At 54.5% G+C, this 26,186-nt stretch carries 23 protein-coding genes; 8 read left to right on the forward strand and 15 right to left on the reverse strand.

Annotation, left to right across the window (positions count from 1 at the left end; all coding sequences use genetic code 11):
* Positions 1–821: 821 nt before the first annotated feature.
* Entirely contained in the window at positions 822–989 is a 168-nt protein-coding gene (locus FH061_RS30290; RefSeq protein ID WP_192804905.1) for a hypothetical protein, read from the reverse strand.
* A gap of 506 nt (positions 990–1,495) precedes the next feature.
* Here FH061_RS30290 and FH061_RS04410 point away from each other — a divergent pair.
* The gene (locus tag FH061_RS04410) at positions 1,496–1,915 is read left to right on the forward strand and encodes a PilZ domain-containing protein (protein WP_151633372.1); all 420 of its coding nucleotides are present in this window, start codon (positions 1,496–1,498) and stop codon (positions 1,913–1,915) included.
* A gap of 614 nt (positions 1,916–2,529) precedes the next feature.
* Here the strand turns inward: FH061_RS04410 and FH061_RS04415 are convergent.
* Entirely contained in the window at positions 2,530–3,966 is a 1,437-nt protein-coding gene (locus FH061_RS04415) for a sensor domain-containing diguanylate cyclase (RefSeq protein ID WP_151633374.1), read from the reverse strand.
* Between the two features lie 562 nt (positions 3,967–4,528).
* Positions 4,529–5,911: a hypothetical protein gene (locus tag FH061_RS04420; RefSeq protein ID WP_151633376.1), complete on the reverse strand. Its 1,383-nt coding sequence runs from the start codon at positions 5,909–5,911 to the stop codon at positions 4,529–4,531.
* 291 nt (positions 5,912–6,202) lie between these two features.
* Between FH061_RS04420 and FH061_RS04425 the strand changes: the two genes are divergently transcribed.
* A complete protein-coding gene (locus FH061_RS04425; RefSeq protein WP_151633378.1) occupies positions 6,203–6,685 on the forward strand; it encodes a response regulator in 483 nt (160 codons plus the stop codon).
* A 14-nt stretch (positions 6,686–6,699) separates the two neighbouring features.
* On the opposite strand, the gene FH061_RS04430 is transcribed toward FH061_RS04425, so the two are convergent.
* Positions 6,700–7,023, reverse strand: a complete 324-nt coding sequence (locus FH061_RS04430; RefSeq protein ID WP_151633380.1) for a hypothetical protein — start codon at positions 7,021–7,023, stop codon at positions 6,700–6,702.
* A gap of 416 nt (positions 7,024–7,439) precedes the next feature.
* Between FH061_RS04430 and FH061_RS04435 the strand changes: the two genes are divergently transcribed.
* The gene (locus FH061_RS04435; protein ID WP_151633382.1) at positions 7,440–7,919 is read left to right on the forward strand and encodes a hypothetical protein; all 480 of its coding nucleotides are present in this window, start codon (positions 7,440–7,442) and stop codon (positions 7,917–7,919) included.
* A 135-nt stretch (positions 7,920–8,054) separates the two neighbouring features.
* Here the strand turns inward: FH061_RS04435 and FH061_RS04440 are convergent, their stop codons facing one another.
* Together FH061_RS04440 and FH061_RS04445 are read right to left on the reverse strand one after the other, a co-directional pair.
* Positions 8,055–8,258 (reverse strand): cold-shock protein, encoded by a 204-nt coding sequence (locus FH061_RS04440; RefSeq protein ID WP_151633384.1) that lies wholly within the window; start codon positions 8,256–8,258, stop codon positions 8,055–8,057.
* A gap of 529 nt (positions 8,259–8,787) precedes the next feature.
* The gene (locus FH061_RS04445) at positions 8,788–9,015 is read right to left on the reverse strand and encodes a hypothetical protein (RefSeq protein WP_151633386.1); all 228 of its coding nucleotides are present in this window, start codon (positions 9,013–9,015) and stop codon (positions 8,788–8,790) included.
* A gap of 314 nt (positions 9,016–9,329) precedes the next feature.
* On the opposite strand from FH061_RS04445, the gene FH061_RS04450 reads away from it, so the two are divergent.
* Both FH061_RS04450 and FH061_RS04455 read left to right on the forward strand, forming a co-directional pair.
* Positions 9,330–9,902 (forward strand): hypothetical protein, encoded by a 573-nt coding sequence (locus FH061_RS04450; RefSeq protein ID WP_151633388.1) that lies wholly within the window; start codon positions 9,330–9,332, stop codon positions 9,900–9,902.
* Positions 9,903–10,173: 271 nt separating this feature from the next.
* Positions 10,174–11,016, forward strand: coding sequence for an ankyrin repeat domain-containing protein (locus FH061_RS04455; RefSeq protein ID WP_151633390.1), 843 nt, complete (start codon positions 10,174–10,176; stop codon positions 11,014–11,016).
* A 1,447-nt stretch (positions 11,017–12,463) separates the two neighbouring features.
* Here the strand turns inward: FH061_RS04455 and FH061_RS04465 are convergent.
* The 4 genes from FH061_RS04465 to FH061_RS04480 all read right to left on the reverse strand — a co-directional run bounded on the left by FH061_RS04465 (position 12,464) and on the right by FH061_RS04480 (position 16,646).
* Positions 12,464–13,648: an L-dopachrome tautomerase-related protein gene (locus FH061_RS04465; RefSeq protein WP_225984479.1), complete on the reverse strand. Its 1,185-nt coding sequence runs from the start codon at positions 13,646–13,648 to the stop codon at positions 12,464–12,466.
* Between the two features lie 36 nt (positions 13,649–13,684).
* Positions 13,685–14,917 (reverse strand): zinc-dependent alcohol dehydrogenase, encoded by a 1,233-nt coding sequence (locus tag FH061_RS04470; protein WP_151633940.1) that lies wholly within the window; start codon positions 14,915–14,917, stop codon positions 13,685–13,687.
* Between the two features lie 218 nt (positions 14,918–15,135).
* The gene (locus FH061_RS04475; RefSeq protein ID WP_151633394.1) at positions 15,136–16,275 is read right to left on the reverse strand and encodes a glutathione-independent formaldehyde dehydrogenase; all 1,140 of its coding nucleotides are present in this window, start codon (positions 16,273–16,275) and stop codon (positions 15,136–15,138) included.
* A gap of 98 nt (positions 16,276–16,373) precedes the next feature.
* A complete protein-coding gene (locus tag FH061_RS04480; RefSeq protein WP_151633395.1) occupies positions 16,374–16,646 on the reverse strand; it encodes an alpha/beta fold hydrolase in 273 nt (90 codons plus the stop codon).
* 753 nt (positions 16,647–17,399) lie between these two features.
* On the opposite strand from FH061_RS04480, the gene FH061_RS04485 reads away from it, so the two are divergent.
* On the forward strand, positions 17,400–17,852 hold the full coding sequence (locus FH061_RS04485; RefSeq protein WP_151633397.1) for a ferritin-like domain-containing protein: 453 nt from the start codon (positions 17,400–17,402) through the stop codon (positions 17,850–17,852).
* Between the two features lie 116 nt (positions 17,853–17,968).
* Here the strand turns inward: FH061_RS04485 and FH061_RS04490 are convergent, their stop codons facing one another.
* Complete coding sequence (locus FH061_RS04490; protein WP_225984480.1) at positions 17,969–18,484, reverse strand: 2'-5' RNA ligase family protein; 516 nt, start codon at positions 18,482–18,484, stop codon at positions 17,969–17,971.
* A 376-nt stretch (positions 18,485–18,860) separates the two neighbouring features.
* Positions 18,861–19,856, reverse strand: coding sequence for a GntR family transcriptional regulator (locus FH061_RS04495; RefSeq protein WP_151633399.1), 996 nt, complete (start codon positions 19,854–19,856; stop codon positions 18,861–18,863).
* Between the two features lie 337 nt (positions 19,857–20,193).
* Here FH061_RS04495 and FH061_RS04500 point away from each other — a divergent pair, with 337 nt between their 5' ends.
* Both FH061_RS04500 and FH061_RS04505 read left to right on the forward strand, forming a co-directional pair.
* A complete protein-coding gene (locus FH061_RS04500) occupies positions 20,194–21,309 on the forward strand; it encodes a DSD1 family PLP-dependent enzyme (protein WP_192804906.1) in 1,116 nt (371 codons plus the stop codon).
* A gap of 75 nt (positions 21,310–21,384) precedes the next feature.
* Complete coding sequence (locus FH061_RS04505; protein WP_151633403.1) at positions 21,385–22,362, forward strand: tripartite tricarboxylate transporter substrate binding protein; 978 nt, start codon at positions 21,385–21,387, stop codon at positions 22,360–22,362.
* Positions 22,363–23,148: 786 nt separating this feature from the next.
* Here FH061_RS04505 and FH061_RS04510 read toward each other — a convergent pair.
* The 3 genes from FH061_RS04510 to FH061_RS04520 form a co-directional block, all read right to left on the reverse strand.
* Positions 23,149–24,222: an NAD(P)H-dependent flavin oxidoreductase gene (locus tag FH061_RS04510; protein ID WP_151633405.1), complete on the reverse strand. Its 1,074-nt coding sequence runs from the start codon at positions 24,220–24,222 to the stop codon at positions 23,149–23,151.
* Between the two features lie 382 nt (positions 24,223–24,604).
* The gene (locus tag FH061_RS04515; protein WP_151633407.1) at positions 24,605–25,699 is read right to left on the reverse strand and encodes a thioredoxin family protein; all 1,095 of its coding nucleotides are present in this window, start codon (positions 25,697–25,699) and stop codon (positions 24,605–24,607) included.
* A gap of 9 nt (positions 25,700–25,708) precedes the next feature.
* Entirely contained in the window at positions 25,709–26,173 is a 465-nt protein-coding gene (locus FH061_RS04520) for a RidA family protein (protein WP_151633409.1), read from the reverse strand.
* Positions 26,174–26,186 lie beyond the last annotated feature (13 nt).

A 26,186-nucleotide genomic window follows, 5' to 3' on the forward strand; every position in this document is an offset into this window, starting at 1 on the left:
CGGATCTTTTTCTAGATCTCCGGTTTGAACGACAAGATGGACCAACTCGGGCAAGAAATCCAAAGTCTTGCACCTTACAGGGTCGGTAAACATAAGACCATCGTAATGAAGATTCCGCCTACTCAGGAATGTGAGCTCATTACGGAGTTAAGAGCTGCTTGACCGGTAGACGCGGCTTTCGTCCACTTCCATTCATTTTATCCAGACGCCATTTCGACTTTTCTGTTCGCTCACTGTACTCTAGTGGGCACACTACAAAGTAGTTAAATCATTTCCACGTCGGTCGTTATCAATAGAACACGGAAAGCCGGAAACCGCAGTGACTTGGCGCCAAGGCTAGAATATCGTCATGTCTGCCAAATCTCCTATATTTCCCGGCCCGCGTACCGCACGTGGCGCTGTGCTCGCCGTCCTGCTTTCCAACACGGACCAGACTGGTGCCGAGCCCCTGCGCGGACGGGTGACACTTGCCGCTATCATCAGAGCCTTGAAGCGCAAATATCACTGGCCAATAGAAACGGCGAGTTTCCCCTCCAACACCGCCGATGGGCGTGCCACCTGGGCTACGGTTTATAGCTTGCCACCAGCAGTCATTGCCGCAGCGATGGATGCAGGCGCTCGTGACTGGCTCAAGAGCCGCTTGAGGTAAAGCGCACACTCATACCCGTGAGCGCTGAGCCTTAAGCAGGCTTCAGCAGGCTTCAACAGGCATTCAAATCTGTTGCAGTGGTTAGTCGATGGACCAGTCCTTAAGTTATGCGGGTATTCCTTGAGCAATTTATTCACAGGTGAATAAATTAAACGATTGGTGTAATGCACATTCAAGCCAATGTCTTTGCTTTTGGAATTTTAGGCGCCTGAGGTTGTACCGATTGTTTTTGAGCTTGCCTGGTGACGGTGCGCAGAATGTGCGCTGTGCTGCGTGCCCTGGCAGCATCGGCAATCCCATAGCGCTTCAACGAATCAATGTCACCCTTTGCGTTTTTCATGTGTGTTGCCATTCTCCACTTTCACTGTATATAAAGACAGTATTGCTATTCTACCGTAACTGCCCTGACGTCAGTTGTGTCAGCGTACTCTCGATGCCACATCCTGACCAGGTCGCAATTGCATCAATACTAATGACGTTTCCTTATTGGGAAGTTCGCGTGTAGAGAAAACACTCAACATGGCTCTTGAACTTGGCACAGGGATCCTTATCTACTTTAAGTCTCCTCCCAAACTTCCGGTTTGGACTTTATGGCCCGCATTGAATTCTGCTTCTGCGGGCCTTTTTAGTGGAGCGCACACCTAAACCACAACATCGCAATGACCTTTTTGCCTTGGGGCGGCTGTATTTCGACGTGCCCCAATCAAAGTTCCAAAAATGAAACATTGATTCCCGACCGGAACTACATTGCTAGCATGCTTTCCACCTTTGACATTGAAGAGCGCATTCAACTGCGTCTGCAGTTTGCCTTCGACAGAAGGTGCTCCTAGAGCGGATTGCAGGTGAATGGTCGGTCGCCTCGGCTTGCCCTGGGCGCTGGCCGCGTTGTTCGTCGCTGGTGTGGCCCGCCACACGGCGCTCCTCCCGCCTTGCCCTGCATCCCAGGGCAAACCGATTCTTCCATACACCCACCTGCAATCCGCTCTAGACGATGTTGGATCTTATTCCGTCTTCACTGTCGATATTTCGTTAACCGGTTTGTGTCTGCATAGTCAACATCCCCTTGTCATTGGCCGTAACTATGCAATGGCGCTTGCCGTTCCGGACGGTCCGCGTCGTACCAATGCATGGAGCACAGTTGTCTATTGCGATGGGTGTGCGGACGGGTTTTATTCGGGAATACGGTTTCTGGACATGGATGCCTATGGCAAGGCCGGCATTGAGGATCTGCCGCGACACCATGATGAATGGGTTAAGCCCGCATGAACGTCAAAACGGGAGCGGCTTAGGCTAAACTGGCTACGGTACTGAAAGCCGTCTTCAAAGATGAACCGAATCTGACACTGGCCTTCACCGATTTCCGGCACATCGCAGGCCCAACGTTAGAGAACGGCATTGGCCAGGGTCAGCGTGCTCACACGCGCCTGCGCAACTACGCCATCAATGCGTTTCATCATGATGCGCGCGATATCGATCTTGTCACAATCCTCAATCACCAATTTCTCATTCTTTGACGCGTCATTGCGTTGAGTCTGGTAGGGAAATGAACGATCCTCCAACCTGTATCGGCTATGGTAGAAAAAAAAGCCCGCAGACTTTGCAGAGCGCGGGCCAATCCAATTCAAGAAGAGTTGGAGGAGACGAGACGATGGCACCCGTCTACAACACTGCTGCCTTCTTTCAAATGTGAATGACAGACATTCTCTGACCTTATAACGTCGCATAAGGTAAAAGCCCACAGCACAATGTACTGTGGGCTTTCACGTGTCTCCTGCCGTCCTCTTTGGAACTGGATTTTTATACTGCAGGGCGATTCTGAATCAATTCCATCAATTTGTCATCCGGCAGTGCAATATAGTCAATGACCACCTTATTGGAGACTAGGCTGCTGCCATCGCAAGCTGATTGCGCCCTTGCGCCTTGGCCAGGTATAGCGCGCGGTCAGCAGCATTGACCAAATCCATCCCGGACCGCACCACGTCCTGTCCGCTGACATGCGATGCCAAGCCAATCGATACCGTCACTTTGAATGAGGTATCCGCATCCACGGTGTGATGAAAGGAGCCGATGGTCTCGCGGATTCGGGAGAGCACTTTCGCCGCCGCTTCTCCAGGCGTACCGGGAAACAGCAGCACAAACTCTTCGCCGCCATATCGTGCAAAGATATCGCCGTTCCGGATTTGTGACTGGATGACGCGCGTCACTGCCTGCAGGGCCGCATCTCCCACCGCATGACCATAGGTGTCGTTGATGCGCTTGAAATAATCGAGATCGAGCATCGCTACCGACAACGGCCAGCCATGGCGAATCGCAAGATTGAATTCCTTGCCCAGCGCATCATCGAAATACGCTCGGTTGTGTGCTCCGGTCAACGCGTCACGTTGCGCCCGCTCTTCGAGCTCACGGGACTGGCGCAGATTTGCAATAAAAATCAGCTCCCTGGCTTCGGCCACCAGCGCATCAGCTTGTGACGCCTCCACCAAAGGCGTGTCAAAGAGGTCCTCGACTTCTTTCACACCTTCGCGCATGCCATCAATGATGTTGGTGAGCGCTTGCGCATCCATTCCCAGCCAACGGGAAGCGGCATTCGTTGCACGCAGGGTCACCACCGGATCAGTCGGTTTCAGGAAGACGTCTGCCAGATAACCTGACATGGCGACACAACTGCTTGAGTTCACGGCGGCATCACCAATCGGCTCAATATGACTGGTCAGGCATGACACGGCAAGGTGATCCGGCAGATGCCAACGCTTCAATAGCCAGTATCCGACTTCATCATGGCCGGAGCCGAACGCGACTCGTTCTGCCTGCAGCAACTGGTCATGGTCTGTCGCCGCCATGGTCGCTTGCGTATAGTTTTCCGCCAATGCGGTTTGCATTGCAAGAATGCCGATATCCTGCAGCAGGCCTGCCAGCAGCAAGTCGTCAGCGGGCAGCTTGAAATGCTGTGCCAGTATCCGGCAGGCCAGTGCGGACAGGATGGAGCGCTGCCAGAATAATTGGACTTCAGCGCTCTGCCGCGATGACTTCAATCCACCTGCCAACGAAAACGATAGCGCAATCGTGATTGCCGCGTGCGTTCCCAGCAGGCTGATCGCCTGCCGCACATTGCCGGCCGATCGACGCGAGTTATACAACGGAGAATTGGCGACCTTGAGCATCTTGGCCGCCAGGGCCGCGTCGAACGCGACAGCATCAGCGATTTGCATCAGGCTGGCGTTCGGACTGTTGGCCAGTTCAATGATGCGCACCGCTGTCGAGGGCGGTGTCGGCAGCGAAGTGCAAAGCCTAAGCTGACGGGTCAGTTCTTCGTTCATGGAAGGTGAAGGATCAGAAGATGAGTGATTGTAGCAGGCCGCAACAAGAAAACAGCAGGCTAAACGTTATATCCAGCATGGCCTGATAAGCACCATTGGTACGCAAAGTTACTGCTTGCGTTCTGTCAAAGACGATGTATCCTGAATCAGGCGGCGCGGACAAACAAAATCCATAACGGAGACACGCATGTCAGTTCATCTGGAAAGATGCAGCAATGCTTTTTGCCGTCGACTCTTTGAAGTCGAACACTGCAGTCCGTGTTTCGGAAGCCGCGGCATGCGTGTGGGAGTGATTGAATGTCCCCATTGTGCGACAACAGTAAGTGCCAAGCCATCGCTGGTGTATGTCTCGCGCGCCGTGCCTTCACTTTGGGAGCCCTGGCTCGAAGAAGACAGTCAGGAACCCACTCGTTATCGGCGTTCCGCTCGCACGCCTCCTCAGTCGCCAGTCGCTTCCCAATAAAGCCAGCCTGATCAGACCTGAAACAGTGCCTGTCGCTTAGCATGACTGCGGCTGCGGACGCTGTGTGGACGCGTCGGTAGCCCGATCCGGAACTGACGTTTAGGATTGCGGAACCGGCTTTGGACGGCGGAATTGCCGTTTCTTTGGAAAACCTGCTCCTTGCCCTTGACCCTTGCCATTGGGGTTACCCTGTTTGCGCGGCCAGCGAGGCTGCTCATTGATGGTGCCGGGGTTGGACAACCAGGCGTTGAGTTGCTCGCGGACCTGGTTGAGCCCGCCAACGACGCGCAGATACCGGTTCCTGAAGGTCTTTCTCAGGTACTCGTCTGCCGGTGCAGGAATGTCTTCGCGCAATCCCATCATGCGCTGGCAGCTACGCAGTGATGGCGCCGTACGAAGGTCGTCCAACGACACCACTTTCAGTTCCAGCTGCGGATAGTATTGCTGCAGGTCTTCGAAGTCGCGTGGGCTGGTGCCGATCAGCGCAATCATGGGTTTGAAGGTGCTGTTGGCGGAAGGCGGCAGTTTCGGGTCAAACAACGGTTGCACATCGGCTTCTGCATGGTCACCGTCTTCCTCGTCGCTTGCATGGCTGGCAGCCGGCGAATACTCCGCTGTCATACCGGGCTCATCCGAGAACGAAGGGCGAGTATAGGAAGACTTACCCTGTTTTTCGTGTCTGCGCGGTTGTTCTCGCGAAGAGGAATGGCTTGCACCGTTGAACGCTCCCTGGAACAACGACGACATTGCCTGACTGCCGCCCTGCTCCATCAGTTTATTGACCAGCGCATTGGCCAACTCCTCGCATACCATGGACACGAACGGGCGCGCCATTTCAATGAAATCACCAGTGGCTGCAGGCAAAGGTGTTTGTGCTGCCTGAGTGCGAACCTTGGGTTGCCCAATGTGGCTTGGGCCGGACACCGGTTGTCGCGCACTATCCCTGTATTCGTGCGCTGGCTGTTTGCCTGCATCGGCCGGCGCGGCATTGCCCGGTTGCTCCTCAACACGAGGCGCCGCTGGAAACCGCTCTTCTTCGTTGATGCTATTTGTGTTCTCTGCTGTCGGCGGCGTGCTGGGCTCAGCTGCCGGTGGCGCTACATGTTTAGCACCTTTACGGCCATGTCGCTGCCGTGGCTCATCCACTGTCACAGCTAGCGTTGCATCGGTGACGGTAACGGTTGGCTTCGATGTGGAGAACAGGTCATTCTGCGAAGTGCTCGCCACCCTTTGCAAGATGCCATGGATGCGCTGCCGGATTGCCTGGAAGCCTTGAGAAATCGAAATCAGCTTGCGATGCCGCTCTTCCGGCAAACTGTCCTGCGCCAGGAATACATCCTTGGCCTTGATTTCGTCGAGCTGGGGTGAATGCAATAGCTCACGGCCCTTTAATTCAAGAAGCCGTCTGGCGATTGTTTCCCATTCTTCTTCTGTCCACTTGATGACGGCGGGAGCAGCGACCGGTTCTGGTTTGCGAGGCATGACTTCTCAGTATAAGTTGGAGCTCGTCAATGAATAAGACTAAACAAGACTATCGTGCAGTGATCGGGCTATGCATACGCCCTTGAATGCGTCGGCCCTATGCCGTCTGTTCATTGGCACAAACGGTTTAATTAAGTTCCTGAATGCAGTCAAGATGGTGTTTATAGTTCATTACTGCTGGCACTTCCTTGCATATGTGCAGCAGCGTAGCATCCGTGTATGAGCGCTATCGCAGTCTGGTGAGCGAATAGCAATAGAATAGCACGATGGTTCAGGAAATGTGTTTCACGTATGATGAGCAATAAGGAGAGGCATACTGGCCAAAAAATAAAAGCGCATACAATGGCGAATGCAAGAATGAGCGTACTCGTGGCGGAAGTACCCGGCGTAACTCCGATCGTGCGAGAGGCATGGCAAGACTACTTTACATTGCACTTTTGTACCTCGATGGCCGAAGCAGAGCGACTTCTCGATAGCCGCTTCGATGTGATCGTGTGCGGCACGCATTTTGCCGAAAGCAAGATGTTTGATTTGCTGCGCTTGGTCAAATCGATGCCGGATATGCGGGACGTCCCTTTCCTTTGCGTCCGGGTTCTGGACGGTGAACTCGACAGTACGGCGTTCCAGGGCATCAGCATCGCCGCGTGTGCACTTGGGGCTGCCGGTTTTGTCGATCTCAACCGCTGGCGCCGCGAACACGGGTTTGATCAGGCACGTGAAAAATTACGTGATCTGGTGTCGTCGCTAGCTAAGCGGCACTCTAACAATCCCTGAAAACGGCGCCGCGGCTAAGGCCGGCTCTGCGCAATCAGTTCCTTTGCCTGCAACAACAGGTCTTCCCGTACTGGATCAGGCTTGTCTCCTGTCGCCAGCTTGATATAACCCGTGAGGTCGCGAACCAGTTTAACAAACGCGGCCCGGTCCGCAGTAAAGCGTTCACCATCACCAGCTTCAATCTCCCCAATGAGTCCAAGAACAGACGCTGGATCGACAACGCGACAATATGATGCATGCCAGTCGTCGCAGTGTTTGGCGTCTTCCAGCGCCTGTTGGCAAGCGGCTTTAATAGGGTCGAGGGCAGGCATCGCGATACAAGGATCTACGAGTTTCATTGTTGAGTGTAGTAACTGTTGCGCGGTCTTAAAAATCCAAAATGAAAGATCACGGGAACAGAGAGGTATCTGTCTGGTACATCACTAAGAAGGCTGATAGTTATTTCCTTATTACCATACTGTATATCTCTTATAACAAAAATAAAGAGGACAGAGATGATGCAGCGCAGTATAGTAAGAACTGTCTCCTCCAACTCTCCTTGAATTGGATTGAACCCGCAAGCTTCGGCCTGCGGGTTTTTTTTCGCCTTAAGCTTTCCTGTGGACGCCTGATTTTCAAGATCAGGCCGGAGCATAGACTTGGCTCTGCCAATAATTGAGATTTATCACGCCACGCTGCTGAACAAAGCGTAATAAGTACTTGTCCATTACGGCACTTAATTTAACGCAATTTCCATTGAATGGAGGAACTCATTATGGCAAATCTCGGACCAGCAGCGAAAGCCGTCGAACAGGAGTTAATGCATGCGCGGGAAGGCATGCAGTATTACGCCAAGCTTGTTAAGAACCTTGAAGGGGTACTGGAGACATTGACTGCCATTGATGCTCCAGCTACCGGCGCTCGCACAAAGACGCGTAAAGCGTCATCATCCAAAGCCAAGGGCAATACCGCCGACAATTCAAAAACCGTCGCGGCCAAAGGTAAAAAGGGATCCAGATTGCCGCCTACGGGCAAGGATTTCTGGCCAACATTATTGACTGACACACCGCAACCGGCCTCCGAGGTGTTCAAAGCCGCGATCGCTGCGCTTGGCATCAAGCCGGACGCTGACGACCGTAAAAAGCTGATTCAGCGGATGTCCAATGCGCTCAGTGTCATGGCCAAAAGCGGAGAAATCAACGCGGAAGGTAGTGCTCGCACGCGGCTTTACTCGAAAAAAACCGTACTTCATTAACCGCAATCAAGACTATTGCGGTACCTCAATGGTCCAAATAAAAAACTCCCCTTTGCCCATCTGCCAGACCTGGAAGGGGTTCAGCTTCATGCCCTGATCGCTTCATCCCGGTCAGGGCAGGCTCAATGAGCAAGCTTATTCAGGAACGATATTGGACGCTTGCATGCCCTTGGGGCCCTTGGTCACTTCAAAGGAGACCTTCTGACCTTCCTTGAGGGTTTTGAATCCCGAAGAGTTGATTGCAGAGAAGTGAGCGAAGAGATCTTCCCCACCCTGATCTGGTGTGATGAAACCGAAACCCTTGGAATCGTTAAACCACTTGACGGTACCTGTTGCCATGACAATCTTTCACATCTGTTCTGAATATAAGCCTGGCCAGTATGGGCAGTAGCAACTGGGTCAGGAGCGATCTGTCGAGTCGGTCATGCCTTGTATCCTCCTCGACGAAGCAAAGTATAGCTGAGCGAAGCAAAGAGGCAAGGTTTCGATTAACAGATGGATCATGCTCCTTCAATTTGAAATCGCACCCGTCACAGCAAACGACGCTGATTGTCACTTAGATAACACGAACGAAAAAAGCCCGTGACCTGATCTGATCACGGGCTAAACGACACTTCGCACTAGGTACCTACAGGCTTACTGTAGAGGCGTTCCGTCTTGTTGCGCTTATCGCGTCTCAAGAAGGCGTGCCGATTGCTTGTGGAAGGATAATGAGAGGAAGAATATCCCTATCCTCTTCCATTACAGGCGGAAGCCGTCAAAAATAGGAAACGCGGGTGATTACCGTTATCTACCTTGCCATTTCACACAAGATGCTGCTGACCTGCAGAAGCGATACAGGGCACGCGAGTTGTTATGGCTATGTCGCCTAATACACTTGTCCAGCCAGTATGCGGCGTTTTAGTAACTCGTACTCTTCTGGCGAGACCCCGCCTTCTTGCAACAATCGGTTCAGGTCGGCCATTTCTCCACCAACGGGATAGCCGCGTTCACCGGCGCGCGCTTTCATTGTTCGACGCCGGCTCAGCCATAGACCGGCCAATCCCCACACCATGGCAACGGTGACGGCTCCTGCGATCCATCCGATGGCACTCATCTTGTCTCCCCGTATAGGCGTGTGATTATCGACGTATGTAAGGTTAGCGTATTTTTATGGCAAGCCGCATCTTTTGGCCTTCGGTGCGGCCTCTCTACTACATTCGTGTGTTGCTAGCCCATTGTGTACTGCCCTTGCTCAATGACGCCGCCATTACCAACTTCTGGCAAATCGCGGTGACGGCATCCCAAACGTTACGGCGCGCCGGTCGTGGGGGTGCTGCGATGCTTCTCATATTCGTGGGATGCGTACCCATTGTTCTTGCGGTCTAATCATCTATCTACGATAGGGCCAGGATCGAGGCCATACTGAAAATGCGAATTCAAAAAGAAGTGGTGTTATCCATTGTGCTCGGTATCGCCTTTGTTAGCGCAGGCTTATGGCTAATAGAAAGGTCGATGTCGACCTCTATGCGGGCATCGCAAAAGGGACCTGTGGAATCAAAGGACGTCACGGATCAACAAGCCGCCTCTCCGCGAATACCCCCTCAAACGGCGGGTAATGCGGAAATCCGGCCGCCGGTGGCGCACGGAATCCGCAAATGTATCGTAAGTGGAAAAACGGTATATTCCGATACCGAATGCCCGGCAGGGGCAAAAATTGAGGATGTCGTGCTACATGATTCCGGAGGAATCATGAGTCCTCCGAAAGCCGATTTGCTGGTATTGATGGCGCAGCGCAAGGCCGCCGAAGCACAAAACGCTGGTCAGCAAAATGTTTTGACAGTGGGGGCACCCCGATCCGCGTCGGAAGAATGCATCCTCCTCGACCAGCATATCCAATACTTGGATGCGAAAGCTCGCCAGCCACAGTCCGCCGTCACGCAAAACTGGATACGCCAGGAGAGATCCAAGACTCGAGACAGGCAAGTCGCTTTGAACTGTTGAGGCACTTTCCCTGACATGGCTCCTGTTTGCTTTTGCGGTGCCTGCGTATGCGGAAATTGAATTGCCATCATCCTTATTAAAAAGCCAATGGGTGATCGGTTCGGTAGCAAAAGCGATCGCGAATTGCCAGCAAAAGTCGAGTCGTGGGGATCTTTTCCTTCTGCTGTTGTCATAGCTCATTGATTAGCGCAAGCAAGCATACCAATGCTGCTGTCATGGGAATCCTGATTCTCTATGTGGCGCCGACCTCAAGACAGAAGAACCAATACCAATGTATCTCGATACCGATAAACGAACCAGGCAACGCAACGACAATGAAAGCTTCCTGGCTGCCGCGTCAGCAGGCGCACTTGACACACTTGCCGTGTTGTTAGACGAGCACAAGGTGAACATCAACGCCGTCGATCGCTTCCGCCAAACCGCTCTTTTTCATGCAATTCAGGCAGGCTGTGAGGACTGCGCACTCTACTTACTTAAACGCGGAATTGACTGGCACCTTCCGAACAGGCGCGGGCGGCGGGCAATCCATCTGGCAGCCGGCATGGGCCTTGGTGCTGTCGTCAGTTGGCTAATCAACGCTGGCGACGATGCCAACATCAGCCTCTCAAACATTGACACGCCGCTCATCATGGCGGCACGGCATGGCAAGACAGACATGGCACGGCGCCTGCTGGACGCTGGTGCCGATGTCAATGGCCGCGGCGTAAGAAATGTGACAGCACTGCATGTGGCTACTAAAGCTGATATGGCGGAGATGCTGTTGGCCAAAGGAGCGGATACAAACGCACGAGATAAGGATGGCGAGACACCGTTATTTGGAGCTGCACGCAGTGGTCAGCTGGACCTGTTGCGCTTACTGGTTGGTAAAGGCGCGGATGTGGATGCTCTCAATGAAAAAAGGGAAACTGCGCTCTTCCAGGCGGGTCAACGGGGCGTCATCGAGGCAGTGGACTACCTGCTGAGCGTTGGAGCCAATCCGGATCTGCCCGCAGCTACCGGCCGATCCCTGGCTACGGCCGCAAGACGCAATTCCTCCCTACATACCTACATGACTGCTCGGGCGATGCGCGGTTGTATCAACGCTGCGCTGGCTGAAATTGCCCGGCCTGCCTAACGGTTTGGCTCGGTGTGGTCCGTTCACGCACTGGGCAGCGTGGCCATCAACGCCACAAAGACGTGGTCGGGGGCTAGACATATTGCGGTTTTTCAATGGTTGTACACATTTGGCTTCGCTATCAAAAACAGCATTGGCCATTTATAAGAGATGGCACCTGGGAATGAACTCCATGCCTTAACTTATTGATTTCTATCAGCATTAAGGTTTGCTCAAGAAGAAGGCAATCGAGCCAGACCCGCATGGTACTTGGGCGTTTCTCTTGTCAAGCCCCGGTTATTCACATAGTTGTCCACAGACAATGTGGATTTCTAGAGAAAGACCTTTTTTGACAAGGAGTTGCACGGCTTTTTGCATCTGAATCCCGAAGAATTCCGGGCTTGCAGGAAGTGACCCATATGGCAGGCGCGAGGGCGTCAAGACCTACCTACGTTGAAAGGTTGCGGCGGAAATACACATATTGCTGCGTCTTCGGTTTTATCTGCCTATTCATCATCTACGGCTATGCCACCCTTCTATCCGCACTCGAGCTCGCTCGAATCATCAAGCCAGTGTATCCGCGGCCCCGTGTACGTCACCCCTACAGCTCGCCAGCGGAACGCCAGCCAATGCTGTATGGCTCATTAATCGACAAGTAAGAAAGCCCGTAGACCGTTTCCAGCCGGGGGCTTTAATTGCGACAATTTTCGCTACTTTTATAACGTCTCGATACTGGTCAGATCCTCTTTTGCTTGGGACTGGTAGACGCAATATAGCTTTAGGCGCTCACGCGCTCGGAGAGCGGCGTCGCAAGACATATGCTTGCCATAATGTCGGAAAAATGTCTTTTTTCCCGATAAAGTTGGCAATCGCGTTCTCGGACCGCCCTCCGGCACAGAAATCTTAAATAAGGATGGTACTTGTTCAGTTCCAGCCATTGACGTAAATCCTACTTATTTCTGGGCGCGACCCGCAACTGCCTTTGCAATTTCCCAGGAGCGGAAAGTCAAAGTCCGTTTAAGCTGTTGATAGAGCAGGATGAGAACTTTCGCGGAAAGGCATGCATGCCCAACAACCGCCTCGGGTCCGCTGCCTTGGCCCCGAGAACCCCAGGATATCCATCGTTGTAGAGCAGTAGCAGTTCGGGTTCCCACGCGATATACATGGGATGACGTGCATTGAGCAACATGCTCACGGCGGTCCGCAGCGACCGCGGCCGTTTTCATACCGCTGGGTCTGCTGCTGATGGCTCAGGACATCCCGTTCCTGCGCAAGCCGGTCGGAGAACTGACGCTATGGCTTGAGTATTAGTCGGTTTCCTCAAACACTGGTGGCAGCGCAGGCAACGCCATTAGGAATTACCAGCATGGCGTTGTTGCCTTGATTGAGGCGCCGGCAGAAGCAGCCTCTGGACGGCCCGTACAGGCTGGATTTTGGTCCAGGAACGATGTGGCGGCACGCGAGCGATTTATCGCAACAGGACAGGTGTGCCATCGATACGGGTGCGGAACAACGCATAGGGCTTGCGGCGCAGATCCTGCCCGCCGTGATAGCTGGCCTGGCGATGCAACTGGTTTGCCGTAACATACAGATAGCCATCGCTCGCAATCGACATTGTGTCCGGCCAGAGCAGCTGGGCATCATGAATAACGGGTTCCCATTCCCCATTGGCCTTGCGGCGCAATACAGCGTTGTGCTCATAGTCGGTCGCGTAGATGCGTCCTTCGGCATCCGACTCCAGACCGTCCGAGCCGCAACCCTTGTCTCCTTCGTCGACAATGGTGGCGATCACGTCATGGTCGCCGAGCGATGCATCGGCCAGTGCCTGGGTCGATACGCTGTACAGCCTGCGGCTGCCCAGCGCGCAATAGTACAGACGGGTACCGTCGGCACTGATTGCGATTCCATCCGCCCCCATTGCGGGTCCCGGCATGACGCTGCCATCCGGCTGGCTTTGAAGGAATGGCCGGCCTTCCACGATAGGCATGAAGCTGCTCAGGCTCTCGGTCTTTGTCGAAGGGTGATCATGCAGACGGCGCCAACTCTTGCCATTGGCGAGATCCACCACGATGATGCCGTTGGGCCCCTTGTCCGACGAATCAGTGATGAATGCCATTCCTTCCTTACCCATTTGGAGATTGAAGCGCACGTCGTTGAGATAAGTCGTCGGCAATGCAACGTCTTGCGGAAACAAAATTTTCCCAACCACCTGATCGGTGACCAGATCGACGCAAACGAGCTTCGGGCCGCCATATTGCGTTGGCTGAAACAGTGGACTGCCGGTATCCAGTATCCATAGCCGGTCCGCTGGGTCTACCACGACGCTCTGCACTGATAACAACGCCGCTGCAGGATCCTGCGGATCGCTGGTATTGAATGCTTGATCCGGATACGGGACCGGATTGCCTTCCTTTAGCTCGGCCACAGTAAATTGCACATCGTCCCCCCATTTTGGAAAGTTGACGAAGATGCGCCCTTTGCGTGATACCGTGACGCCCGTTGGCATCGGCCCGTCGAATCGAGCTACTGTCTCCATGGTGCCATGGGGCTCATCGCCGGCAAATTCTGGATGGGTGCCTGTCATATCGTATTCTCTCTTCAAGGAAAAGCCGGATCGGCAAGCCATTGACATCAGCAGGCTCTTGATCGGCATGAGCGGCTTTCGGCCATACTGCTATCAGTTGAACTTCTATGACGGGTTGCTCCCCGCATTCTGCGGCAGTAACTCCACCTTGATCCATCCCGGCTGGCGAGTGTCGAAAGCCTTGTAAGCCTCAATGGCTGACATGATCGGTTCCCGCTGCGTTAGCACGCTGGTCGGATCGAAGCTGCCCCTGCGGATCAGCTCGATCAAGTGCGGGATGTATTTGCGGTGATTGCAGTTACCCATCCGTATGGTCAGATTCTTGTTCATCGCCATGCCGATTGGAAAAGATGTATCGTTGGGCGGATACACCCCGATGATGGATAGCGTACCTGCCTTGGCTAGCGCCTGGATCGCCCACTGCTGTGCTTGCGAAGGTGCTTGGCCCGGATGCCAGTTGTCGCCGTGCGGATGCTGGTGCGGCGCGATCTGCTGCAGTTCCTTTTGGAACTCCTCGCATTTCTCCTGCGCCTGTCGCGCGCCCGGGCCATGATGCGGACATTCAGCATCGACGCCGACAGCATCGATGACTCGTTCAACGCCAGTGCCTCCCGTCAGATCCTTGATTGCTTGCACCGGGTCTTCTTCATCGAAATTGATGACTTCCGCGCCTTGTCGGCGCGCCATCTCAAGGCGGTCTGGACGGTTGTCAATGGCTAGAATCCGACCAGCACCCATCAGCTTGGCCGAAGCAATCGCAAATTGACCGACCGGTCCGCAACCGAATACCGCAACCGTATGGCCGGGTTTGAAGTCGGCGAGGTCGGCACCGAAATAGCCAGTAGGAAAAATGTCCGACAACAGGATAGCCTGATCGTCGCTCACTTCATCGGGCAGCTTGACGAGGTTGATGTTGGCAAAGGGCACGCGGGCTTTTTCCGCTTGCAGGCCGTTGAAACCACCAGCGGCTTGCGGCCCGCCATAGAACGCGGTGCCGGCTGCAGCACCGTTCGGATTGGCATTGTCGCACTGAGCATAATGCCCATCGCGGCAATACGGGCAGTAGCCGCATGCGATCGTCGACGGAATGACCACCCTGTCGCCGACGCAGATATTTCGTACGGCCGGACCCACTTGTTCAACTACGCCGACACCTTCATGACCCAGAACGGTGCCTTCCTTCATGCCGGGAAAGGTACCCCGGATGAAATGCAGGTCGGTGCCGCAGATGGCGCTGGCGGTGAGCCTGACAATGGCGTCGGCCGGTTGTTCGATCGTTGGCTCCGGAACGTCGTCAAGGCGAATATCGCCCACATCATGGAATACGACTGCCTTCATGTACCACTCCTTTACTTTCATCGGACGGCGCCGAAAGCAAGCCACCACCATCAGGCTAGCGCCGTGACGCCTTGCACTCACCGCAGATCGGCAAACTGGAAGTTTGGATAGCCAAATATCTAGTGATGCCCTTGCATGCGAGCCTGGCGTACCTGTGAGCATTGGAAGATCGGCTTGGCATGCTCTGTTCCGAACGAATCAAAAAGAAAGAAAGCCGCCTATGTCCCGCTCTTAAGGACAACTTTCGTCCAGCCTTTCTCGCGGGCGTCAAAGCTCGCATAGCCTTCTGCTGCCTTATCAAGGGACAATTCATGCGAAACGATAAATGACGGATTCGCCTTTCCTTGCTGGATAAGATGCATGAGCTTGCGGTTATAGGCTTTGACGTTCGCCTGGCCGGTACCCATGCGCTGGCCCTTGGTAAAGAAGGTGCCGAAATCGAACGCCAGCTTCCCCTGCTTGGCCAGTTCATCCTCCGCACCAGGGTCTTCTGGCATGAATACCCCGACCACGCCAATTCCGCCAGTCGCCTTCACCGACTTCACAAGGTTATTCATGGTGAGATTCGGTACTTCATGTCCAGGATGGTCATGGCATTGATAGCCTACGCATTCACAGCCGCAATCAGCGCCGCGCCCATTGGTCAGCTTCAGAACCTGATCGACACACGATTCGTCCACCTTGTTGATTGGAATGGCGCCGATTTTTTCAGCGAGCGCCAATCGGTCTTCATGCATGTCAACTACCATGACCTTGGCCGCACCCTTAATCAGTGCCGAGTGCGCAGCCATCAGTCCAACAGGGCCTGCGCCATAGATAACGACAGAGTCGCCCGGCTTGACGCCGGCCAGCTCGGTGGCGTGGTAACCGGTGGGGAAGATGTCCGACAGCATCACGTAATCATTTTCCTTTTCTTCCGCATCCGGCGGCAGCACCAAGCAGTTGAAGTCGGCATAGGGTACCCGCAGATATTCGGCCTGGCCGCCGGCGTAGGGTCCCATTTCGGCATAGCCGTAGGCGGCACCGGCATTGCCAGGATTGGCGATCAGGCAGAACGCGGTCTGGCCGCGCTCGCAGTTTTCGCAAAAGCCGCAGGAAATATTGAACGGCAGGCATACCCGGTCGCCCACCTTCACGCGTTCCACCGCAGCGCCGGCTTCGATCACTATGCCCAGGTTTTCATGGCCGAGGATCTTGCCTGCCTCCACACTAGTGCGTCCTTCATACATATGCAGGTCTGAACCGCATATGTTCGTGGTTGTGATCTTCACGAGCACATCAGTCGGTTTTTCAATCTTGGCGTCAGGCACATTGCTGACCACCACATCGCGCGGTCCTTTATAGACAAGGGCTTTCATCGGCGTTTCCTTTCAGTAGAACAGGCCGAACCCAGCCGGCCTGTTTTCAGCTCAAAATAAGTAAGGTAGACATGCGCCACCGCGAGCTCGCAAGGGCATCAGATACCGTTGACGAACTGAACCAGATCGCGATTGAGACGGTCCTTGTCTGTAACAAACAAGCCATGCGGGGCACCTTCGTACACAAGGTATTGCGGTGCACGCAGCATCTCGACCGTACGCGCACTACTCTCCTTGAGGGGCACCGTCTGGTCGGCATCGCCATGAATCACCAAGGCCGGAACATTGACTGCTTTAAGATCATTGGTTAATTTTTTCCAAGGAAAAGGATTGAATTTCGCACCATCGTTATGAATAAATGACCAAGACAAAGTTCATTAAGAGTTTGGCTATAAATGCTCGACTTCTGGGCTTGTCGCAGTTCAACATGCTTTCAGGGGGAAAAGTTGCAACCGTCTGCTTCAGAGGGGGGATGATGAATTACCACATGGCCGGTTATGGCCGGTATGAGTCTGATCGGCGATTCCTGCCATGACAGCTTGGCGGCGCATTGTAGCCGGTGGCCTCACTATCACTAACTACGGAAGACGACGCCTGAACCGACATTCCAGCCAAGTCGAAGCAGGCGGTGAACGAACCGGCGTTGACGAACGACGACGCTCCATCCAGGTATTCTTCAAAGGCGTCTCAGGAATCGCTCGCTTTAGATGACTGTTTCGCCTTTCGGATCTGTGAAGACATCAAGCCTGACGTTTCGGCTCCATGAAAAGCTGCGGTAAGTCTGCTTGCCGCATTCCGGATGGCGCTGACACAGGAAGGCAGCGGGAAACGAGCCATGCTTGTTGGATAGCAAGTCCCATATCTAAGCGGCGGCGCGCCGTAAATCTGCAAGGCGCGCAAGCTTGGCGGCTGGCGTGGAAAGTCGGGCAAGGATTGCCGTGCCGTGAAGGATCGATCCGTAAGCCGAGGGAACGCCCGCTTGAGGTGTTGGGATCTGCACGTTTCGCTATTTCTGCCATCAGCGCGCCCTACAACCAAGAACTTGGCGCCGTTTCCGCCGTCATTCAACGAGCATGTTATTTCGTCACATGCCAAATCGTTACTTAACCACAATAGGTGGACACATGGAAAAGAATGACGTAGTTTCAACCTTAAACGAATTGATCCAGACCTGCAAAGACGGGGTAGAAGGATTTCGCACCTGCGCCGAGGACATAAACAATCCGGAATTGAAGGCTTATTTTAATGATCGAGCCGAGCGTTGCACCCGCGCTGCCGAAGAGTTGCAAGATCTGGTCATTGACTATGGTGGCGATCCAGCAGTCTCGTCGCATTTAAGCGGCACGTTGCATCGCCGTTGGGTGGACGTTCGGTCTGCGATCGCCGGAAAAAGCGAGCAGGACGTTCTAGACGAATGCGAGCGGGGCGAAGACGTCGCCAAGCACTACTATGAAGCCGCTCTGAAAAAGAACCTGCCCGAAGACGTTCGTCTGATCGTAGAAGACCAATACCGCGGTGTCCAGCTGAACCACGATCAGGTGAAGGGCATGCGTAACCAGGGCCGTGCACGCGACTGATCCGACGATCCGACCGTTCAAGGGAGGCGCGAGCCGCCTCCTTTTTCCTGCAGGTAGCCCTTCCTCGTGCATCAGGCCGCATGCCGAAACTGCGACGCACATCATGACGCAAGACATTATGCACCGGCGAATGAAAACTCTTCGATACCATGCCAGGGGCCGCCTTTGTATTCCCATAACAATAAGCTAGGGGATCGGCCTGTCTGCATCTTCCAGGCTGGCGAAAGCGAATCATAGAGTTCGCGAGCTCGCTGCGCCGATACCTTATTCTGAATGGTTACATGCGGCTGAAAGCGTTGCCGGTCTTGCGGCGTTAGCCAGGCATGGAAACATGCCGCAAGTCGCGCATGCAGCGTCTGCAACTCAGCGCTCATGACTTCGATGGCGACTCCGCGCCCCAGCATCCGGACGCTGGGGAAGGCGATGCTGATCGGTGAAGTCAATGCGGATATCCGTTGCAAATGCGAGCGAACGGTGGGTAGCTCTTTGCCAGGAAGCGCATGAAACAAGGTGACGTGAGCTGACAGAAAGTTGCGCTCTGGCGGAAAATGCATGCGACGCAATGTATCGAGCTGTTCAAAAGAAACAGCATCAAGTTTCAGCGTCACAATAAGCGGAGCTTCTTGTTCCAAGGTAACAGTATCGGTGTGTTGATGTAATGGGTCGCTTGCCCAGTTTAGTTCACGACTGCTAATGTGACGAGATCGTGCGAAAGGCGCGACCGCATTGACGGAATTGAGGACGAATTTTTACGCATAATGTTTATAAAGTCCCTGCAAGCAATCCTTCGTGTTCTTCAAGACTAGGTAATTGCTTTTAGCAGGAAGTTTGCTGTGTACATAGCTTAGTGCCGTTTTCTGAAGTTTCTGCCCATGTTTCAATGGCTTAAGAAGCTTCGGGAAGCCCCCTGCGGATACCTGCGTACACTCTTATTTTCGGTAGACGTTTTCATCCACAGCGCCTAACTTGAGAAGTACAGTACCTCCAATAAATCTATGGACGGTACAGCTATTGACATGCCTTGCGCCGTCTCTTCGAGCTGCCTGGTTTACCTTCTGCTCCTTCGACCACCTTTGCGGGGGCCACCGCAAGCGCCTGGGGGGAATTGGTCAATTTGACCGTAGCCACCTTGTTCTCAATCGCCTCAGAGATATGCTGGCGCAGTAGGCTTGCCGCTGAAATGGTGTCACCTCGTTCAATGGCATCGAGGATTTGTAGATGATCGTGCGTGACATGCACCTGTCGCGGCTGAGCTTGCTTCTCTTGGCGATACTCCGCCAAGCGGCGCATCTGGTACAGATTCCTCAGAATTTGTAACGCAAGCTGGTTATGCGACCATGACATGATCGTTTCGTGGAAACGCGCATTGGACTCAAATCGATCCGAAGCAGAGATGACGTTGTGGCCACCCTTGAGAATGGCTTCCTGCTCCTCGCGTAAGGCACGAAGTTGCACCATGTTCGGCCTAAACCGAGGGCTGAGGATTCCAGCCGGCTCAAGTGCAAGACGGAGTCGGTACATGTCGTCATATGCGTCCTGATTGTCGATGATCGGCAAGAAGCGTACTCCGTAACCGGCCTCCTTAACTGCCCATCCTTCTCGCTGCGCCAGCGTTACGACTCTCCGTATTGCTGAGCGCGTCGCCCCAAACTTGCGCATGAGGTCGGACTCAGTCACCGACCCGGCGACCTCGCCGTTTAGGCGCGCTTCCGCAAGCTGGACGTAGAGCGGATCCTCCGGCTGTCGAAGTCGGTCGAGTACCGTCTCAGGGATAGAGCCGGCGTCAACAGCCAGGATGTACCCCTTGCTTTTTTCATAAGTCGCGACTCCTTCGTTCACCAGGTAGTCCAACACTACGCGCACCGGTGTGCGGGAAGTACCAGTGACTTCGGCAAGCACCGTCTCGAGCAGTCTGTCGCCAGCCTGCAGTTGGCGTTCGCAGACATAGCGCACGATCTCCTTGAGAGTCCTGTTCTGTCCGACCGTAAGCGTTCCCGATGGCATTGAGATCCTTTCCTTGTGGCGCGAGCGAATTATGCACCTTTCAGTTACCCACAGTCTCTGGGAAAAGCACACGTCAGGTTCAACCGCCGTCGTCGAGCTAGAAAACAAGGTAGACCGATGTCATCAGTCGAGCATGGCAAACAAGCTTCCATCCCGTATTTCGTGACACGCAAATACAATAAAGCGAATCATCAGAAAAAATGTGCGCTCCGTCAAAACCATCAGCTTCTGCCTTATATGTGCGCACGATTCTAAGAAAATAGCATTGCCATTATTCGTTTGCGTTTTTTTTAGTACGAATATACACTAAACGCCATTCTTTCCTTTGGAGTGTCCGTTGGCTTACCAACCAAAATTGCCATCAATACTCGGCGCAAGCGTACTTGACACCCTAGACACCCCGGCTTTGGTGGTGGACCTTGACTTGTTTGAAGGCAACATTGAGCGGATATCTACAGCTTGCAGGAAGGCGAACGTTGGATGGCGGCCACACTGCAAGCCGCACAAGAGCGGTGAGGTGGCACAACTCCTGATCGAACGCGGCGCATTCGGCGTCACGTGCGCAAAACTGTCCGAGGCGGTCATCATGGCCGATGCCGGCATTCAAGACATTCTCATTGCCAACCAAATTACGGCGCCGGCCAAGATCGAGAGGCTGGTGGCGCTGCGCAGTCGAGTGGACGTGGCCGTGTGCGTGGACAACATCGACAATGCCAAGGCACTGAGCGACGCGGCTCTGCGCGCTGGTTGTCAACTAAGGGTGCTAATCGAAGTGGACACCGGAACCCGTCGAGCGGGTGTGCTTCCAGGCGAACCGGTCGTTGAACTTGCCAAATCGCTGGTCGACCTGCCAGGTCTGAATTTCGCCGGCGTAATGACATGGGAAGGCCATACCACGCAGATCGTCCCGCCGGAAGCCAAGGAGGCGGCGATCCGAGATGCGATCGGCTTACTTACGGATTCTGCCGATAGGTGCAGGAGTGCCGGGATTCCCGTTCGTATTGTGAGCTGCAGCGGTACAGGGACCTATCAAACGGCATGCCGCCTTCCCGACGTAACAGAGATAGAGGCGGGAGGCGGCATCTTCGGTGATGTGAGGTACAGCACCAAGTATCACGTTGACCTGGATTACGCTCTCTTCATTCTGGCGACCGTAACAAGCCGCCCTACTCCTCAGCGCATCGTGGTAGACGCCGGAAAAAAGGCACTCAGTACGGATGCCGGCACGCCTTTGCCAATCCTTGTATCGCAGGTGGAGTCGGTCAGCTTCTCCGCGGAGCACGGAAAGATTGAACTGAGCACGCCTTCGGATAAGCCACGAGTCGGCGAGAGAGTTGCCTTGGTGCCTGGATACGCCGACACCACGATTCACCTGCATCGGTACATTTACGGCGTACGCGACAACCGTATTGAAGTCATCTGGCCCTTGCGAGAAGACTCGCGGCTGCTCTAGGCCGAATCCAGCTTGACCATGTTGCACCCGGAATGATCGGGATTTCCAACGACTGAACATTTAGGAGCTTTGACCATGACTCACCTCACTCGTCGCGACTTTCTCGCCGCCTCCGCCGCGATGGCCGCCAGTTACATAGCGGGCCCGGTGCTCGCCAACAATTATCCCAGTCGCCCGATCCGGATCATCAGTCCGTATTCACCTGGCGGCGGCGCGGATATGGTCGCCCGCATGGTCGCGCAAAAACTGACGGAAACCATGGGCTGGACCGTCATCGTTGAGAACAAGCCCGGCGCCAACTCAATGATCGGAGCGGGCGCCGTCGCCAAGGGTGATGCAGACGGTTACACACTGCTCATCACGGACACGGCGCATGCCACAAATCCTGCGGTACAGCCCAAGATTGCATTCGATACAAGCAAGGACTTTGCGCCGATTACACTCATCGGTTCGTCGCCGCAACTGCTGGTGGCGAATCCGTCCTTTCCGGCCAACTCGCTGAAAGAGATGCTCGCATTTCCGCGCGATCGTGTGAACGGTTCAGCCGTGGGCACGGGCGGCTCGGGATCGGTGGCGCATCTGCTGTCTGAGATGTTGAAGCTCAAGTCGGGAATTGATCTGGTGCATGTGCCCTACAAGGGCGGGGGTGCGGCGCTCACCGATGCGGTGGGTGGTCAGATTCCCCTGGTGATCAATTCGATGCCAGCCGCCATGCCGTTTATTGAGCAGAAGCGGCTCAAGGTGCTGGCTATTGCCAGCACGGCACGCAACCCCAAACTGCCTCAGGTGCAGACCATCTCTGAAAGTATTCCGGGAATCGTGGGAAGCGCCTGGTATGGTGTACTTGCTCCTGCGAAGACGCCGGCTAACATCCTGCAGCAAGTGAACGAATCGATCGCGAAGGTGCTTGCGCTGCCCGATGTCAAGGCCAAGCTTGCAGCATCGTACATCGACCCCTTGCCGGTAGGACCGGAGGCGTTCTCGAAGTTCCTGACCGAGGAGATCGCCCGCTGGCAGTCAGTCGCCAAGCAGGCCAACATTAAGCTGGACTAGCAGTACAAGGCCGCTTAGCGAATTCAAGCCTATTCGCGACGCGGCAACGTCAATGGGCAATCGTATTCATTAAACAGATGCCATTGCCAGCCGAAGATTAATGGCTCTTTTTATTGAAGGTTCTTCGCAGAGCGCATACGAGAAGATTTTGTCGGTAACAAGATGACAGTTCCCGACTTCTTTAATTTCAAATCGTCAAGACAAGAAAATCGAAAACGGTCTGACTTCGGTTTGATATTTCTACTGTATAGCCTCAGCCAACGGAGCAACACTTGCACCTTCGATACCATGGCGCTTCATTGATTTAGCAAGAAAGCCAGACCGCTTCACACTCTCAACGAATTCAGCAAGATAAGCGCCTGCCGTTTCACCGCGGGTCGTCGGTGTGCCCAATGCCTGTTGAATGACCATGAGACTGCCGGGTAGTAAGCGTAGGCCGGTCAACCGCTGCGCGTCCGCCTCTAGTGCGGATTGCAGGTGGATGTACGGAAGCATCGGTTTGCCTTGGGATGCAGGGCAAGGCGGGAGAAGCGCCGTGTGGCGGGCCACACCAGCGGCGACCAACGCCGCCATGCGCCCAAGACAAGCCGAGGCGACCGTACAGTCATCTGCATTCCGCTCTAGTTGCGGGCTACGCGCTGATCTCACTTTGACTCGCAATAATCCATTCGCCGTTCCCGACGCCACATAGAGTCGTAGTCCTGACTTCCGTCTCAGGACATAACTTCCGCAATCAGTCCTGCGGCCTACGTGAAATCAAACGTTGCGACACTGCGCGACATTGCATTACTTCTGATGTGAGCTGCTTGCTGAGTGATTTGGCGAGACTTCCGCAGCCAATATTTGAGTAAGGTCGTACGCGGGAATAGGCTTGCATCCACTCGGATTCTGCCCGCTCCATAACGGCGAGAAGTCGCCTGAGCCTGAGCTTTCGGCTTTGGCCCGCAACGGTGCAATTGCTGATGTCGCCATCGGAAATGGCGGTACTTGTGCATTTATCGGCCCGATCTCTCTGATTGCCCGGTTGACTATCCCGCGTGCCGGCCGGCCGGAAAAAATATTGGTCAGCGCAGTATGGCGCGCACCCGAACTCGCAAGCGCTGAGCGATGCACTGCGCTGATCTTCGTTTCTGGGCAAAGCAGGTAAGCCGTCCCGATTTGCACGCCAGCGGCGCCTAGTGCCATGGCGCCAGCCACCCCTTTGGCATCGGCTATTCCGCCTGCGGCAATGACGGGCACCTTCACTTCCTGTATCACCTGGCGCAGCAATGCAAAGGTTCCCATCTGCGTAGTCAGGTCATCCGTCAAGAACATTCCGCGATGCCCTCCAGCTTCCAGTCCTTGCGCAATGATGGCATCGACACCACGCGCCTCCAGCCAAAGCGCCTCTTCGACTGTGGTGGCCGAGGAAAGGATCTTGGCGCCGCATGACTTCACGCGGTCGAGCAGCTGTTCGTTAGGAAGACCAAAATGAAAACTTACGACGCGGGGCCGAAACTCATCCAGAATCTCAGCGGCTTGCGCATCGAATGGCATCCGGCCAGACCCAGTGGCAATGGTGGATGAATCGACTCCAAACTCGGCATAGTAAGGTGACAACGTCTTGCGCCAGAGCGCTTCACGTTCGGCATCCACATCAGGCTGGGTGTGACAAAAGAAATTGACGTTAAATGGCGCGTCGGTTTGCGCCCTTATTGCGGCCAGTTCCTTGCGCATGTCGTCCGCGCTTAGCATGGCGCATGGTAACGACCCCAGGCCCCCGGCCTTGCAAACGGCAACCGCCAATGCACTTCCCTGCGCCCCTGCCATGGGGGCCTGGATAATAGGCAGTGATATCCCGAAAAGCTCTTGCAAGTTCATTTGTCGCTCCTCAGTCTGGTTATGAAGTACTAAAGGTGATTCGCTTTAATAATGTATGGCAGTCTATTTGATATGGATATATGGGCAAAGAGCCTATGGATGCATTCTAGAGCGCTTTCGGCTTGACCGGACCAACCATGCCGTAACATTTGCTCACGAGCTCACGATACTGCACTGTGAGGTGACCTTCCTTGCCATGTCGCGTCACCACGCCTTGTCCCGCGCGCAAAACTTATCGTCCTCGTCTGGTCCAGTCAGGCCGAATGCGCTCCAGCATCATTATTCTTCGAACGGCGGCGTGGATGCCGCTGCTAATGGACAAGGTCGACAAGATCGACAAGATCGACGCGATCAATGTCAATGCTCCTGAGCATCGTGCAGTCTAACCAAACGTGAAGGCGTACGCCTCAGCGCCCGTGTCGAGAAAACGGATCTCAAAGCGTCGTGCGCTTACCTTTCCCGCTTGACGCACGAGTTGGTAAAGCCGCGTCTGCGATATGACGCCATTTCCCTCTTCGTCGATATCGGCGCCGTGATCGGCCCCTGGCGCACGACCGTCAATTGTGACTCGTATACGCACAGGCTTGCCGGCCGCACCTGGTCCTAGCACAAGATGGAGATCGCGCGCGCTGAACCGGTAGGCTATACCACTGCCTTCCTTGCTGACGGTACCCCGATCCGCCATGACCGTCCAGGCGCCAAAAAGTCCCCAGTCGTTCAACGCGAGTTCGCCCACGGAGTAGGTCTGGAGTGCGTTTTTCCTGACGGACTCCGGCGAGCGGAGATTGGTCGACTGCTCATAACCGATATAGGTTTCTTCGGAGCCAATCCGGTCGACATCCGGTGCCATTTGCTCATCCGAAGCAGTAGGATGGACCAAATCAGTAGGGACCTTCTCTTTTCCGGCTTCCGCTAACAGTGCCTGAATAGCCCGCTCCGTCTTGTCGTAGTGTCCTTCGCCCAACTGGCGATAACGAATGTTTCCCTTGGGGTCTACCAGATAAATGGCTGGCCATGCACGGTTGCCGAATGCCTGCCAGATGCGGTGATTACTATCGACAGCAACTGGAAAGTCAATCATGAAACGCTTCATCGCGGTGTGGATATTGGCAAGGTCCTGTTCGAACTGGAACTCGGGCGTGTGCACGCCGAGCACTACAAGACCTTTGTCACGGTACTTGTCCGCCCATGCCCGGATATACGGAAAGGTGCGGATACAGTTAATGCAGGAGTAAGTCCAAAAATCGACGAGCACTACCTTGCCGCGTAGTTGGGCCGGTGTCAGCGGTGCTGAATTCAACCAGGTCACGGCCCCTTCCAGTTTCGGTATGGCGCCTTGCACCGGGAGATCATTCGCCGGCCGCGGGATGCTAGCGGTCTCGGAGGCATTGGCTTCATTCATGCCGTAGCGAATGGATGCGATGCTCGCGCAGAACGCTGCAACTACAATCATCACAACCAGGACGGATCGCCTCATTGCATCACCTCACTCGACCTCAGCGCAAAGTTCAAGCTCCACGCACGCACCCAAGGGAATTTGGATGACGCCGAATGCTGAACGGGCATGCCTTCCCGCATCGCCGAAAATCTCATTGAACAGTTCGGAAGCGCCATTTGTCACCAAATGCTGTTCGGTAAAATCCGGTGTCGAGTTTACCATGCTCACCAGCCTAACGATCCGCCGGACGTGGTTCAGGTCACCAATATGGGCATGCAGGGTGGCCAGCAAATCGATGGCTACCGAGCGTGCCGCCATGCGCCCCTCTTCTGTCGTCATAGTTGCACCGAGCTTGCCGCTCCATGCGAAGCCATTTTTCTTTGCAATGTGGCCCGACAAGTACACAAGTTTGCCGCTGTCGGCGGCCATGACATAGGCCGCCGCAGGCGCGCCTGAGGGCGGCAATTCAATGCGAAGCTCCTTCAAGCGTGCATAGATATCATTATGATTCATGGGGTTTCCAGAT

It is taken from the genome of Noviherbaspirillum aerium (assembly GCF_008929045.1).
GTDB lineage: Bacteria > Pseudomonadota > Gammaproteobacteria > Burkholderiales > Burkholderiaceae_D > Noviherbaspirillum > Noviherbaspirillum aerium.

Excerpts from the sequence above, each read along its gene's own strand:
- FH061_RS04475 (WP_151633394.1), bottom strand. The coding sequence starts at position 16,275 with ATGAAAGCCCTTGTCTATAAAGGACCGCGCGATGTGGTGGTCAGCAAT.
- FH061_RS04505 (WP_151633403.1), top strand. The coding sequence starts at position 21,385 with ATGACTCACCTCACTCGTCGCGACTTTCTCGCCGCCTCCGCCGCGATG.
- FH061_RS04435 (WP_151633382.1), top strand. The coding sequence starts at position 7,440 with ATGGCAAATCTCGGACCAGCAGCGAAAGCCGTCGAACAGGAGTTAATG.
- FH061_RS04455 (WP_151633390.1), top strand. The coding sequence starts at position 10,174 with ATGTATCTCGATACCGATAAACGAACCAGGCAACGCAACGACAATGAA.
- FH061_RS04510 (WP_151633405.1), bottom strand. The coding sequence starts at position 24,222 with ATGAACTTGCAAGAGCTTTTCGGGATATCACTGCCTATTATCCAGGCC.
- FH061_RS04445 (WP_151633386.1), bottom strand. The coding sequence starts at position 9,015 with ATGAGTGCCATCGGATGGATCGCAGGAGCCGTCACCGTTGCCATGGTG.
- FH061_RS04485 (WP_151633397.1), top strand. The coding sequence starts at position 17,400 with ATGGAAAAGAATGACGTAGTTTCAACCTTAAACGAATTGATCCAGACC.
- FH061_RS04415 (WP_151633374.1), bottom strand. The coding sequence starts at position 3,966 with ATGAACGAAGAACTGACCCGTCAGCTTAGGCTTTGCACTTCGCTGCCG.
- FH061_RS04425 (WP_151633378.1), top strand. The coding sequence starts at position 6,203 with ATGATGAGCAATAAGGAGAGGCATACTGGCCAAAAAATAAAAGCGCAT.
- FH061_RS04520 (WP_151633409.1), bottom strand. The coding sequence starts at position 26,173 with ATGAATCATAATGATATCTATGCACGCTTGAAGGAGCTTCGCATTGAA.
- FH061_RS04430 (WP_151633380.1), bottom strand. The coding sequence starts at position 7,023 with ATGAAACTCGTAGATCCTTGTATCGCGATGCCTGCCCTCGACCCTATT.
- FH061_RS04450 (WP_151633388.1), top strand. The coding sequence starts at position 9,330 with ATGCGAATTCAAAAAGAAGTGGTGTTATCCATTGTGCTCGGTATCGCC.
- FH061_RS04420 (WP_151633376.1), bottom strand. The coding sequence starts at position 5,911 with ATGCCTCGCAAACCAGAACCGGTCGCTGCTCCCGCCGTCATCAAGTGG.
- FH061_RS04470 (WP_151633940.1), bottom strand. The coding sequence starts at position 14,917 with ATGAAGGCAGTCGTATTCCATGATGTGGGCGATATTCGCCTTGACGAC.
- FH061_RS04465 (WP_225984479.1), bottom strand. The coding sequence starts at position 13,648 with ATGCCGATCAAGAGCCTGCTGATGTCAATGGCTTGCCGATCCGGCTTT.
- FH061_RS04440 (WP_151633384.1), bottom strand. The coding sequence starts at position 8,258 with ATGGCAACAGGTACCGTCAAGTGGTTTAACGATTCCAAGGGTTTCGGT.
- FH061_RS04515 (WP_151633407.1), bottom strand. The coding sequence starts at position 25,699 with ATGAGGCGATCCGTCCTGGTTGTGATGATTGTAGTTGCAGCGTTCTGC.
- FH061_RS30290 (WP_192804905.1), bottom strand. The coding sequence starts at position 989 with ATGAAAAACGCAAAGGGTGACATTGATTCGTTGAAGCGCTATGGGATT.
- FH061_RS04410 (WP_151633372.1), top strand. The coding sequence starts at position 1,496 with ATGGTCGGTCGCCTCGGCTTGCCCTGGGCGCTGGCCGCGTTGTTCGTC.
- FH061_RS04495 (WP_151633399.1), bottom strand. The coding sequence starts at position 19,856 with ATGCCATCGGGAACGCTTACGGTCGGACAGAACAGGACTCTCAAGGAG.